Origin of the sequence: Halopiger aswanensis, assembly GCF_003610195.1 — an archaeon.
GTDB classification, from domain to species: Archaea; Halobacteriota; Halobacteria; order Halobacteriales; family Natrialbaceae; genus Halopiger; species Halopiger aswanensis.
In genome coordinates this window covers 435,136-448,033 of sequence record NZ_RAPO01000003.1, presented here as the reverse complement: position 1 = coordinate 448,033, position 12,898 = coordinate 435,136, and the positions used below count along the sequence as shown (strand labels likewise).

The 12,898-nt window shown below is 66.4% G+C and carries 11 protein-coding genes; 8 read left to right on the top strand and 3 right to left on the bottom strand.

The window, feature by feature from the left end:
• Positions 1–61 precede the first annotated feature (61 nt).
• A complete protein-coding gene (mdh, locus tag ATJ93_RS16120) occupies positions 62–976 on the bottom strand; it encodes a malate dehydrogenase (RefSeq protein WP_120245663.1) in 915 nt (304 codons plus the stop codon).
• A gap of 159 nt (positions 977–1,135) precedes the next feature.
• On the opposite strand from mdh, the gene ATJ93_RS16115 reads away from it, so the two are divergent.
• The 6 genes from ATJ93_RS16115 (at position 1,136) to ATJ93_RS16090 (ending at position 6,107) form a co-directional block, all read left to right on the top strand.
• Positions 1,136–1,609 carry a TIGR00725 family protein gene (locus ATJ93_RS16115; RefSeq protein ID WP_120245662.1) on the top strand — a complete coding sequence of 158 codons (474 nt, stop codon included), beginning with the start codon at positions 1,136–1,138 and terminating at the stop codon, positions 1,607–1,609.
• Positions 1,610–1,717: 108 nt separating this feature from the next.
• Positions 1,718–2,404 (top strand): helix-turn-helix domain-containing protein, encoded by a 687-nt coding sequence (locus tag ATJ93_RS16110; protein WP_120245661.1) that lies wholly within the window; start codon positions 1,718–1,720, stop codon positions 2,402–2,404.
• An 89-nt stretch (positions 2,405–2,493) separates the two neighbouring features.
• The gene (locus ATJ93_RS16105) at positions 2,494–3,270 is read left to right on the top strand and encodes an alpha/beta fold hydrolase (protein WP_120245660.1); all 777 of its coding nucleotides are present in this window, start codon (positions 2,494–2,496) and stop codon (positions 3,268–3,270) included.
• A gap of 99 nt (positions 3,271–3,369) precedes the next feature.
• Positions 3,370–3,798, top strand: a complete 429-nt coding sequence (locus ATJ93_RS16100) for a GNAT family N-acetyltransferase (RefSeq protein WP_120245659.1) — start codon at positions 3,370–3,372, stop codon at positions 3,796–3,798.
• Between the two features lie 89 nt (positions 3,799–3,887).
• Complete coding sequence (locus tag ATJ93_RS16095; protein ID WP_120245658.1) at positions 3,888–4,655, top strand: Sjogren's syndrome/scleroderma autoantigen 1 family protein; 768 nt, start codon at positions 3,888–3,890, stop codon at positions 4,653–4,655.
• 294 nt (positions 4,656–4,949) lie between these two features.
• Positions 4,950–6,107: a multicopper oxidase domain-containing protein gene (locus tag ATJ93_RS16090; protein ID WP_120245657.1), complete on the top strand. Its 1,158-nt coding sequence runs from the start codon at positions 4,950–4,952 to the stop codon at positions 6,105–6,107.
• Between the two features lie 150 nt (positions 6,108–6,257).
• On the opposite strand, the gene ATJ93_RS16085 is transcribed toward ATJ93_RS16090, so the two are convergent.
• The gene (locus ATJ93_RS16085) at positions 6,258–8,753 is read right to left on the bottom strand and encodes a DEAD/DEAH box helicase (RefSeq protein ID WP_120245656.1); all 2,496 of its coding nucleotides are present in this window, start codon (positions 8,751–8,753) and stop codon (positions 6,258–6,260) included.
• A 96-nt stretch (positions 8,754–8,849) separates the two neighbouring features.
• A complete protein-coding gene (locus ATJ93_RS16080; RefSeq protein ID WP_120245655.1) occupies positions 8,850–9,344 on the bottom strand; it encodes a hypothetical protein in 495 nt (164 codons plus the stop codon).
• 221 nt (positions 9,345–9,565) lie between these two features.
• Here ATJ93_RS16080 and ATJ93_RS16075 point away from each other — a divergent pair, with 221 nt between their 5' ends.
• Together ATJ93_RS16075 and ppk1 are read left to right on the top strand one after the other, a co-directional pair.
• Positions 9,566–10,255: a metallophosphoesterase family protein gene (locus ATJ93_RS16075; protein WP_120245654.1), complete on the top strand. Its 690-nt coding sequence runs from the start codon at positions 9,566–9,568 to the stop codon at positions 10,253–10,255.
• A 13-nt stretch (positions 10,256–10,268) separates the two neighbouring features.
• Entirely contained in the window at positions 10,269–12,677 is a 2,409-nt protein-coding gene (ppk1, locus tag ATJ93_RS16070) for a polyphosphate kinase 1 (RefSeq protein WP_245977612.1), read from the top strand.
• Positions 12,678–12,898 lie beyond the last annotated feature (221 nt).

Sequence of the window (12,898 nt, the reverse complement as noted above, 5' to 3'; positions counted from 1 at the left end):
GCGGCGACTCGCAGTCGACAGTGCGTCGGGTGCGCTGCGAAAAGAATCCGGGAAGCGGTCGTTACGCGATCTTGTCGTACTGGTCCGAGAGCTTCTCGGCGGCCTCGCCGAGCTGGTTGCGCTCGAACTCGGTTAGATCCCACTCGACGATCTCCTCGACGCCGTCCGAACCCAGCTTCACGGGGACGCCGAAGGCGGCGTCCTCGTGGCCGTACTCGCCCTCGAGTTTGACGCTGCAGGGCAGCACCTCGCCGGTGTCTCGGAGGATGGCCTCGACCGTGTGGCCGACGCCCGTGGCGGGGCCCCACTGGGTGGCGCCTTTCTTCTCGATGACGTTCATCGCGGAGGTCTGGAGTTCCTCGAGTAACTCTGCTTTCTCCTCGTCGTCGAACTCGAGGTCCTGGCCGTTGACCCGCACCTTGGAGAACACGGGGACCTGGGCGTCGCCGTGCTCGCCGAGGATGGTCGCCTCGACGTTCTGGACGGGCGCGTCGAAGCGTTCGGCGATGACGTAGCGGAAGCGGGCCGAATCGAGGCGGCCGCCGAAGCCGATCACTTTCTCGCGTGCGCGGTCGCCTGACTCGTAGAGGTGGCGATTGAGGAGGTCGACCGGGTTCGACGTGGTGACGGTGATGAAGTCGTCGTTGTGCTCGGCCAGCGAGGAGCCGATGTCCTCCATGATCGGCGCGTTGTCGCCCGCCAGATCGATGCGGGTCTGGCCCGGCTGGCGCGGGATGCCGGCCGTGATGACGACGACGTCCGAGCCGGCGGTGTCCTCGTAGCCGCCCTGACGGATCGTCGTGTTCGAATCGTACGCTGCGCCGTGGTTGACGTCGGCGGCCTGGCCGATCGTGTCGTCTTCCTTGTCCGGAATGTCGACCAGCACCAGTTCGTCCGCGATGTCCCGAAGCGCGATGTTGTAGGCAGCGGCGGCCCCGACCGTTCCGGCCGCGCCGACCACGCTAACTTTCGTCATACCGTGTAAAACTCTACCACCCCTTGCGTTAAATCCGTCGAAAACGGGCGCTTCAGCCGGTTCGACGAGGTTTCCGGTCGACAGTTGTCGAACCCCTTCGGCGAACGACGGCCGGCAGCAACCGAATCGTCCATAGGCTCCGGCGCCGCCCACTCGAGTATGCGCGTCAGCGTCATCGGCGGCGGCACGATCACGGACGAGGAAGCCGCGGTCGCCGAGGCAGTCGGCCGCGAACTCGCCGCGCGGGGCCACGCGGTCGTCTGCGGCGGCCGCGGCGGCACGATGGAGGCGGTCTGTCGCGGTGCGAAAGACGAGGACGGAACGACCATCGGCATCCTCCCCGAGGCGACGACGAGCGCGGCCAACGACTACGTCGACGTCCCGATCGCGACCGGGCTCGGTCACGCCAGAAACGCGCTGGTCCCGCTGAACGGCGACGCCGTCATCGCGCTGTCCGGCGGCGTCGGGACTCTCACCGAGATCGGTTTCGCCGGCATCTACGACCGCCCCGTCGTCGGTCTCGAGACTCACGAGCTTTCGAGTCTCGAGGACCTCGCGATCGAGATCGAGACCGTCGAGACGCCCGCAGCGGCCGTCGAGGCCGTCGAGGCGGGACTCGAGCGCCGTTCCTGACCGAGAGCCCGGCGGTTTCGAGCGGCGGCCGACCGATCCCGTCCATCTCGCCGCGGTTTCGGCGATCGAATGGAACTGATTTAGGGCCGGATTCGGCTACTGGCCGGCATGGGTCTCGTGGCCGAATTCGACATCCCCTGCGAACACCTTCCGCTCGTCGGCGTCGCGGCGGCCGTCCCGGAGGCGGCGCTGACGCTCGAGTTACAGTACAATCACGGCGAGCGGCCGCCGTTTCTCGCCACCGTGACCGGCGGCTCGCCGGCGGCGATCGAACGGGCCTTCGACGACGCCGTCGACGTCGCCGAGTGGACGCTGGTGGGTCGGGCGGGCGACACGCGACGCTATCAGGCGCTCCCGGCGCTCAGCTTCGAGGAACAGCTCGGCCCTCACCTCGACGACCTCGAGGGGCTGAAGGCGCTCGCGACGGCCGACGCGATCATCGAACGGATCGACGTGACCGACGAGGGATGGACGCAGACGGGCTGGTTCGCCGACCGCGCGGCGTTCGACGCGTTTCGGGAGTTCTGGCAGCGCAACGACTGTTTCCGGCTCCGCCGGCTCACTCGAGACGGCGATCCCGAGCCGCCCGGCGACGGCCTCACCGACCCCCAGCGCGAGGCGCTGCGGACGGCCTACGAACTGGGGTATTTCGACGTTCCGCGGGGCGCGTCGCTCGAGGACGTCGCCGCCGAACTCGATATTTCGACGTCGTCGGCCTCCGAACGCCTGCGCCGCGCCCAGACGCAACTCCTCGAGGAGTCGGTCGCCACGATGTGGCCGCCGCTGCACCGGTGAGGGCGGTCCGTCGGCGAGTCTCCTTTTAAACGGCCGGACGATCGAGAGTCAGCCCTACCCGGAACCGCCTCGAAGCAGTACTCCCAACGATGCAGACGGTAACGTCGGCAGACGGCACGCGTATCGGCTACGAAACGGTCGGCGACGGGCCGCCGCTGGTGCTCCTCCACGGGAGTTCGGCGACGCGCCGGTCCTGGTACCCTCTCCGACAGCAGCTCGCGGACGACTTCACGCTCGTCGTCCCCGACAGACGCGGTCGCGGCGAGAGCGGCGACGCCGAGGCGTACGGGCTCGACCGCGAAGTCGACGACCTCCGCGCGATCGTCGACGCGCTCGAGGGCGACGTCTCGGTGTTCGGGCACTCCTTCGGCGGACTCGTGGCGCTCGCCGCGGCCGCGACCGACGAGCGTTCGATCGATCGGCTCGCCCTCTACGAGCCGTCGCTGCTCGTCGGCGACCACCGTGCGGATAGTCTCAGCGACCGTCTGCAGGAACGCTTCGCGACCGACGGCCGCGAAGCCGCGATGAAGCGGTTCTATCGGGAAGGCGCCGGGATCCCCGCGCCCGAGCGGTTACCGATCTGGCCCGACGACGTGCAGTTCGACCTCCTCGAGACCGTGATTCGGGAGACCGCGGCCGTCGAGACCTACGACCTCCCCGCGACGATCGACCGCGAGCGGCCGACGCTCCTCCTGACGGGCGAACGCGGGCCGTCGCATCTACGCGACGCCGTCCGGACGCTCGACGAGCGCCTCCCCCGGAGTCGCCTCGTAGACCTCGAGGACGTCGGTCACGTCGGTATTCAGACGGCGCCCGATCGGGTTGCAGCCGAAATTCGGACGTTCTGGCACGAGGAGTCGGTCTGAGCGGAATCGGTCCGAGCCACCGCGTGTCCGTCCTCGGTCTCGAGTTCCGGGAGCGGCGTTGTAAGCAGAATTTTGTACGATCGGCGGGACCACTGCCTTATGGCTGACACCGACGAGTCGGATCCGTACGCGATCCGGGAGGAACTCCCCGAGCCCGAAACGTTCGCTCACCTGCGCGAGGCAGCCGGGATGTCGCCCCGCTCGCTCGAGGGGATCGAACGCGGCCTCCCGAACTCGCTGTTCGGCGTCGTCGCGGTCCACGAGCCGACCGGCGAGGTCGTCGGCATGGGGCGGATCGTCGGGGACGGCGGGACCGTCTATCAGATCTCGGATATGGCCGTCCATCCGGACCATCAGGGCCAGGGGCTCGGGACGCGGATCATGGAGGCCCTCGAGCGCTACCTCGAGGAGACGGCGCCGTCGGACGCGTACGTGAACCTGCTGGCGGACGTCGACGGCTTCTACGAGCGGTTCGGGTACGAGGAGACGCGTCCCGCCTCGAAGGGGATGTACCGGCGAACGGAGTGAGTCCGAGTCGGCCGCACCGCTCGCGGGCACCGCAACGATACCGTCGTCCCGTCGCAGCTTTTTCGACGGCCCGTCACCTCTAGTCGCGTATGAGCGATTTCGACAAGGAAGCCGAGCGCGAGAAACTCCGGGAGAAGTACGAGCGCGACAAGGCCGAACGGGAGGCCACCCAGCGGATGAGCGATCTGCTGCTCAAGGGTGCGACGATGACCAACATGCACTGCGGTACCTGCGGCGATCCCCTCTTCAAGCAGGACGGCACCACATTCTGTCCGAGCTGTCACGGCAACCCCGACGCCGTCGAGGGAACGGACCTCGAGGCCCAGCCGGCCGAGGAAGCCCCCGACGCTGCCGGGACTGACGAGTCCGCCGCGACCGACGCGTCGGCGCAGTCGATCGACGTGGCGTCGCCGTCCGACGCCGACGCAGCGCCGGACGCTGGCGCTGCCGAGACGGCGTCGACGACCGACACCAGCGCCGAGCCGGACCGAACCGACTCGAGCGGCGCGGACGAGCGGGATCGACGCGCGAGCGCCTCGGGCGAGCGCAGCCGCGAGTCGGGTCCGTCCCGTCGCGTCCGGCAGGCCGACGACGCGGAGACGCCGTCCCGTGCTGCCGACCGCGACTCGCAGTCGGCTGCCGAAGAGTCCCGAGCTGGCGGTCGTCGCGACCGAGCGACCCGCCGCGCAGCCGCGTCGCCGCCGGTCGACGGCGACCTCGAGCGCGCCCGCGAGTCGCTCGTGCAGGCCCTAGAGAAGTTCGCCGGCGAGGCCGCCGCGACGGACGATCCCCGGTACGCGACGGAGTGTCTCGAGGCCGCCCGCGAGGCCGGCGAGACGTTGTCGACGCTCCGGTAAGCGCGTCGTCGATCCGATCGGTTTCCGTTCTCCCTCGAGAAGTACGTTCGAAGACGCTCGTTTGTGGTTCGATCCCGATTGCAGCGGCTGCACCCGCTGTCGACATCGAACCGACCGCGTCCGGTTCCGATATCGCCCGACTGGTTCCGTGGTGAACGAGGTCTCCTCGAGCCGTCGTTCCGGCCGCCGTCGAGTCCCCATTTATATACTCGCGGCGAACATGTTTCCGGGACTTCCCAATCAGCAGAAACCGGGTTAACCCGTTATACGGTGGGTCTTCGTACGGAACACTGTATGAAAGATCGTATTGGTGCACCCGGATTGGGTATCTCTCGACGCGATTTCGTTGCGGCGACCGGTATCGGTGCGGCGACGGCGCTCGCGGGCTGTACCTCGAGCGGGGACGGCTCGCAGGCGCAGCCGGCGACGGCGGATGCGTCCTCGGCCGACGAGGATGAGGGTGCCGATCTTCCCTGGACGAGTCCGCCCGAAGTCGTCAACGTCGACGAGCAGGGGGGCAGCGTTACGCTGCGTTCGGTGCCGGCCAAGCACGCCGTCCACCCGATGGACTCGATGGGCGGTCCGGTCGAACTCCCCCGCGTGTGGGCGTTCCAGGCCGACGACGGCGAGCCGAGCGTTCCCGGCCCTATCATTCGAACGACCGAGGGCAACGACATCGAGGTGACGCTGGACAACACGGACGCCGACCACGCACACACGCTCCACTTCCACGGCGTCCGCAAGACGTGGGAGAACGACGGCGTCCCCACGACGACCGGCATCACGGTCGGCCCCGGCGAGAAGCACACCTACTCGATCCCGGCGAACGTCCCCGGCACGCACCTCTATCACTGTCACTACCAGACGCACCGCCACATCGACATGGGGATGTACGGCATCTTCCGCGTCGATCCGAAGGGGTACGAACCTGCCGACAAGGAGTACTTCTTCACGCTGAAGGACTGGGACTCCCGACTGAACCGCCAGTACGCCGGCGAGGACGTCCAGTACAGCACCCGCGACCGCAAACCGGACGTGTTCACCATCAACGGGAAGAGCCTGCCGCGGACGCTCCACCCCGAAGACGGCTCGCCGATCATCGTCGACCACGGCGACACCGTCCGGCTCCACATGGTCAACGCGGGTTACATGTCCCACCCGATGCACACCCACAACCACCGCTTCCGCCTCGTCGAGAAGGACGGCGGCCAGATCCCCGAAGCGGCCCGGCACGAGGAGGACATCACGAACCTCGCGCCCGCCGAACGCCACACTATCGAGTTCGAAGCCGACGCCGACCCCGGCATCTACCTGATGCACTGTCACAAGGTCGATCACGCGATGAACGGAAACTCCTACCCCGGCGGAATGGTCAACGGCATCGTCTATCGCGACGCCATGGACTCCGACGTCTTTGCGGACGTCATGGAGTACGCGGGCTACGAGGGCTGACGACTCCCGATTCGGTTTGAACCGTAATTCGATCCGAATCAGGTTTCGTTCGAATCGGACCCGAGTTCTCGAGAACCGAATTCCATATCCTCGAGCACTCTAACGTCTCGCCCTCGAGACTACTGATCTGCTCGAGACCGACGATCGGCGTTACCCCTGGCCCTGATACCGGCTGCCGACGACTTCGCGGATCCGCTCGGCCGTCACCTGCCCGACGCCGTCAGCTTCCTGCAGTTCGTCCTCGGTCGCGATCATCATTTCCTCGACGGTCCCGAACTCCTCGAGCAGCGACCGCGCGGTAACCGGCCCGATCTCGGCGATCGAAGCGACGACGTACTCCTGCTGTTCGGCCAGCGTCTTCGATTGTTTCTCGCCGTGGACCGAGACTTCGCGGTCGCTCGTCTCCTGCTCGCGGCCCGCGATCGTCGCCAGCAGTTCGGTGGTGTCGTCCTCGCTTTCCGTTCGGAGGACGCTCGCGTCGAAATCGACCGCGAGACTCGAGAGCGCGCCGCGGATGGCGTTGGGGTGGATGTCCCGCTGTTCGTACAGTCCCTCGCCCTCGACGACGACGATCGGGCGGGAGTAGTGACGAGCCATCGCGCCGATCTGCTCGAAGACGGACCGATCGCCCCCGACCAGCGAATCGACGAAGTCAGCCACGGACTTGCGCTCGACGACGACCCGGTCCGAGAGGACGTAGTCGCCGACGTCCAACGTCTCGAGGCTGACCTCGATCTCGTCGCGTCTCGAGAGGTCTCGCGCGATGTTGGCGTCCATCTCGCGCTGGTCGGCGACGATTTCGATGGTGTCGCCCTCGGCCGACGGTTCGTGCGTTTCGACGTCGTCCGCTTCGCCGGCGTCCGCCGAACTCGAGTCGATCTCGCCGGCGAAATCCCGCAGTCCGGGCTGTGTCGCATCCCCCTCATTTCCAGTGGAAGAATCCGGGACGGCGTCGGGGTCGCCATCTCTAGCGTCCACTTTCACTTCGCTCTCGTCGCCTCGGCTCGCGGCTCCGCCGGTCGCCCCGTCCGAGGAGCGTTGCTTCTTGCTCCCGTCGAAATCGGTCAGCGCCTGCTGGGAATCGTCGAGTTCTTCCTCGAGGTCGTCGGCCATCCCCTTCAGCTCGCGGAGTTCGTCCTCCATCTCCTGCTCGCGCCGCCGCGAGATCCAGAAGTAGGCCTCGTCGCGGGTGTCCTCGGCCATGAGGACGACGACCCGCCCCTCCGACTGGCGGCCGGTTCGGCCCTTGCGCTGGATCGAGCGGATCGCCGTCGGCACGGGCTCGTAGAACAGCACGAGGTCGACCTCGGGCACGTCCAGTCCTTCCTCGGCGACGGAGGTCGAGACGAGCACCTCGAACTCGCCCGCCCGGAACTCGTCGAGGACTTCCTGTTGCTCCTTCTGGGTCATCCCGTCGCTGCCTTCGCGGTCGCCCTGCCCGACGAACCGCTTCGCGTCGAAGCTATCGCTCAAGAAGTCCGTCAGCGCCTCCGCGGTGTCGCGCGATTCGGTGAAGACGATCACGCGCTCGCCGCCCTCGAGGCCGAGCGTTTCGGCGAGCAGCATCCGCGTCTTCCGGTATTTGGGGTGGATCTCGTCGAAGTCCTCGGCCTTGCGCATGGCCTCCCGCACTCGCGGATCCGAGACCATCCGCTGGCTGGCCTTCGAGGCGCCCGAGGAGCGGGCCTGGTTGCGTTGGCGGTCGAAGTATCGCCGGACGGCCTCGACGCTCTGGGTTTCGACCAGCGTCACGGCCTGGCGGAGCTTCATCACCTCGGCGTGGATCGACATCCCCTCGAACCCCTCCGACTGGTCGTTGTTGATCAGCTGTTGGAGCTCCGCGCGCATCTTGTTCAGGTCCTTCTGGGACTGGTCGGGCTGGGTCGAACTCGCGATGCCGAGTTCTTTGAGCTTCTCGAGGCGCTCCTTGATGACCTCGTTTAACGTGTCGCGGATCTCGAGCACCTCGTCGGGGAGGTCGATGCGCTCCCACTCGACGTCGGTGTCGTGGGTGAACTCGTCGACGTCGGCGTCCTCCTCGGTCATCACCTCGACCTCCTCCAAGCCGAGGTTCTCGCAGACCTCGAGGATGGCCTCCTCGTCGCCGCCGGGCGAGGCGCTCATCCCGGTCACGAGCGGCTCGCGGGCGTCCTCGTGGTAGCGCTCGGCGATGTAGTTGTAGGCGTAGTCGCCGGTCGCGCGGTGGCACTCGTCGAAGGTGATGTGGGTCACGTCGGCCAACGAGATCCGCGAGCCGACGAGGTCGTTCTCGATCACCTGCGGGGTCGCCATCACGACCGTCGCCTCCTGCCAGGTTTCGGCGCGGTCGTCCGGACTGACGTCGCCGGTGAAGACGACGATCTCCTCGTCGGGGATCTGGAGGGCTTCGCGGTAGAAATCGGCGTGTTGCTGGACGAGCGGCTTCGTCGGCGCGAGCATGAGCGATTTCCCGCCGACCTCCTCGAGCCGGCGGGCCGTCACGAGCAGGCTCACGGTCGTCTTCCCCAGGCCGGTGGGGAGACAGACGAGCGTGTGGTGGTTCGCAGCCGTGCCCGCGAGCCGCAGCTGGTAGAGGCGGCGTTCGAGGAAGTCGGGCTCGAGCAGCGGGTGGTCGATGGCGGGCGGTTCCTCGTCCTGGGCTGCCATTGCCGGCGATTCGACGCGGTCGCGGTTAAGGGTTGAGAAAGCGTGGTGAAAGTAATACTACCGGTACCCGGGATCGTTCGCAGCCGCCGTCGTCGATCAGTCCGCAGCGGTTTGGCCCGTCGGTGCGGCGCTCGGACCCGTAATCTCGCGTCGCCGAGCGTCGGCCGCCGCTCGGAAGATGGCTGCGAGACACCGGACTCGCTCCTCCGAGTAGTGTACTTCCCCGTCGTCTTTCCGTCCCTCGTCGGCTCGTTCTCCGCCAGTCCGCACGATGGCGGCGCGTAGCCACTCGAGGACGCGTTCTATCCACCCTGCCGACCGATTCCGATCTTCGTCGACCGTCTCCGCCGCTGCTCCCTTTGCCGGGCGACTCGTCCGCTCGATGTACCCCTCGAGTCGCGCTCGAATCGTCACGAGGTCCTGCAGCCCGAGGTCGCCGTCGGGTTCGACGCCGGTGAGATCGACTAGCAGGTCGCGGTGAGCGTCGAGCGAGAGCCGCCACTCTCCGTCGCCGACTTCGAACCCCTCGAGATCGGCAACTTGCGGCGGTGTTCGGGCGTCACTAACTCGAATTCGCAACTCCCTCCCCATGTGATGTGAACTCGTACATACTAATACGTATTAAACAGTTTGAATAGTCGAAATATTCGAGCGTATATATCGACGCTCGACGGACACCAGTATACCTTTCGCGGTGCTGATTGGTACTCTAAACTGAATTAATATGTTATCTATGTATCCCTATGAACTGTACTGTATGTAACATATAACGGCTTATTTTCTATTTTCCGAAATTTTCCGTCACAGCACTCGTGACGATTGTATCCGCATCCGGCGACGACGCATCGTTTACTCAACAGCGGATCGATATCGATCGCTACGACGACGTCTACGTCGTCGGCGACGTCCACGGCTGCCCCGACGCCCTCGAGCGGTTGCTTTCGACGCTCGAGTTCGGGGCGAAGGATCTCGCGATCTTCGTCGGCGACCTGGTGCGGAAAGGACCGGACAGCAAGGCGGTGCTCGACCGCGTCAAGTCGTCACCGCAGTTGCAGTCCGTCCGCGGAAATAACGAACAGAAACTCCTCGACGGTCGCGCCGAACTTCCGGCGCTCGATTCGGCCGACCGCGAGTACCTCGAGTCGCTCCCGACCGCCATCTCGTGGGCGGACAACCTCGTCGTCCACGGCGGTGTCGACCCGAGCCGCCCCCTTCTCGAGCACTCGAACGGCGACCTGCTGACGATGCGCAGTCCGAACGGCGACGGCTACGACGGGCCGTTCTGGTTCGACGAGTACGCCGACGGCCCGCGGGTGTTTTTCGGCCACACGGTGCTCGAGGAGCCCCTCGAGCGGAAGTGGGCGGTTGGCCTCGACACTGGCTGCGTTTACGGCGGGCAACTCACGGCGTACGACGTTCACCGCGAGCGGTTCGTGAGCGTCTCGACACCCGAACAGGAGGCTCGGCCGGACGAGAAGTTCGTCGCCGTCGGGGAGCGGTAACGGGGGACCCAGCATGAACGGAGATGACACGTCCGAAGCGGACTGCGGGGGACAGAACTCGAAATCGACGGCGAACTCGAATCGGGAGCGCAGCGACGGGCTGACCGTTCAGCCGATGAGCGACGGGGGGTCGCCGAACGACGACGAGTCGGCCGACGACGAACCGACCCTCGCGTTCCGGACGGACGACGGCGGCGACCGTGCTGCCGACGGGACTGACGCACGATCCGGCGACGATGCCGAGAGCGCCACAGCCGAATCCGCGGCGGAAGTGGACGCCGGTGATACGCCGACCGACACAGAGTCACCCCTCGAGGGCCGACCGCCATCGGCGTCGCCCGACGTCGACCTCTCGGCGCCCAAATACTACCTCAACCGCGAACTCAGCGAACTCGCCTTCCAGCGGCGGGTGCTTCACGAAGCGATCGACGAGAAGAACCCGCTGCTCGAGCGCGTGAAGTTCCTCGCGATCTTTACGACGAACGTCGACGAGTTCATCCGCAAGCGCGTCGGCGGGCTGAAACAGCAGATCGCTGCGGGCATCACCGAGGAAACGCCCGACGGGCGCACGCCCGGCGAGCAGTGGCGCGAGGTCCTCGACGAATCCCACGAACTCCTCGAGCGTCAGGCCGCGTGCTACCGCGACGAGATTAAACCGGCGCTGGCCGAGGAGGGGATCGACATCGTCGACTACGAGGAACTTTCGGCGGCCGAACGCCGGGAGGTCCGAGACTACTTCGAGAGTTCGGTGTTGCCGACGCTGACCCCGCTGACCTTCGATCCGGCCCACCCGTTCCCGTTTATCTCGAACCAGAGCCTCTCGCTGGCCGTCCTCACGCGCGAACACCCGGAGGACGACCTGACGTTCTCGCGGGTGAAGATCCCGCGCAATCAGGTTCGGTTCATCCAACTCGGCGACGACGAGGGCAACGGTGACGACCGGTACGTCCTCCTCGAGACGGTCGTCCGCGAGAACCTCGATTTGCTCTTTCCGGACGTCGAGATCGTCGACACGGCGCTGTTCCGCGTCACGCGCAACGCCGAGGTGCGCCGCGACGAGGAGGTCGCCGAGGACCTGATCGAGATGGTCGAGGAGGTCTTAGAGGAACGCCGGTTCGCGACCGTCGTCCGCCTCGAGATCGAGCGGGAGCCGCCCGCACAGATCCTCGAGATCCTCACGCGGGAACTCGACCTCGACGACCGGGAGGTGTTCGAACTGGACGGGCCGCTCGACTACCGGGACTTCTTCGAACTGGCCGATCTGGACCGGCCCGAACTCCGACTGCCCGACTGGACGCCACAGCCCCATCCGCGGCTGGGGTCGCGCGAGGACGGCCGCTCGATCTTCGACGTCGTTCGCGACCGCGACGTGCTCGTCCACCACCCCTACCACGCCTTCGAGGACACCGTCCAGCGGTTCTTGGAGGAGGCGGCCAACGATCCCGACGTACTGGCGATCAAGGCGGCGATCTACCGGACCGCCAGCGACTCCCAGATTATCGAGACGCTCATCGAGGCCGCGCGCAACGGCAAGCAGGTCGCGGTCATGGTCGAACTGAAGGCCCGCTTCGACGAGGAGAACAACCTCGAGTGGGCCAAGCGACTCGAGGAGGAGGGGATCCACGTCGCCTACGGGACGATCGGCTACAAGACCCACACGAAGACCTCGCTGGTGGTCCGCGAGGAGGACGACGGCGTCCGACTGTACTCCCACATCGGGACCGGCAACTACCACTCCGAGACCGCTAAGCAGTACGAGGACCTCGGCCTGCTCACCGCCGACCGCGATATCGGCCAAGACCTCGTGCGCGTGTTCAACTACTTCACCGGTCACTCGATGCACCGCGAGTATCGGAAACTGCTCGTCGCCCCCGGGAACATGCGCGAGCGGTTCGTCGACCTCGTCCGCGAGGAAGCCGAGCGCGCCCGCAACGGCGAGGACGCCCGAATCGTCGTGAAGGTCAACCGCCTCGAGGACCCTCAGCTCGTCCGGGAACTGTATAACGCGTCGATGGCCGGCGTCGATATCGATCTCATCGTTCGGGACGTCTGCCGGCTGCGACCGGGACTCGAGGACGTCAGCGAGACCATCACCGTTCACAGTATCGTCGGGCGATTCCTCGAGCACTCGCGGATCTTCTACTTCCGCGCGGGCGGCGAGGAGCGGTACTTCACCGGCTCGGCGGACTGGATGGCCCGCAACCTCGACAACCGCGTCGAAGCGGTGACGCCGATCGAGGAGCCGCGATTGCAGTCCCGGCTCGATGAAATCCTGGAGACGCTGCTCGAGGATACCCGGAATCGGTGGGTGATGCAACCGGACGGGTCGTACGAGCGGCGTCGGAAACGGGTCGACGAACCCTCGACCGACGTGCACGCGACGTTCATGGAGGCCGCCTGGGAACGAACGACGCGACACTGATCGGAATCGGGGCAGAGCGTGGGTTTGCCGACGTCGCCAGCCTCGGGTCGTGCTCAGGCCGGTGAGGATAGCGCGCGTCGAACGGAGGCGGCGGACGAGAAACAGTGGGCAACGCATCGACGGCTCGCCGCCTCCGTGAGAACACTCCTAACGCGCGTGCTCTCTATTCCGGGGTGTGGAGCGTCACTCCAGCGTTCGAGGCGTCTCCGTGGCTTGGCGGT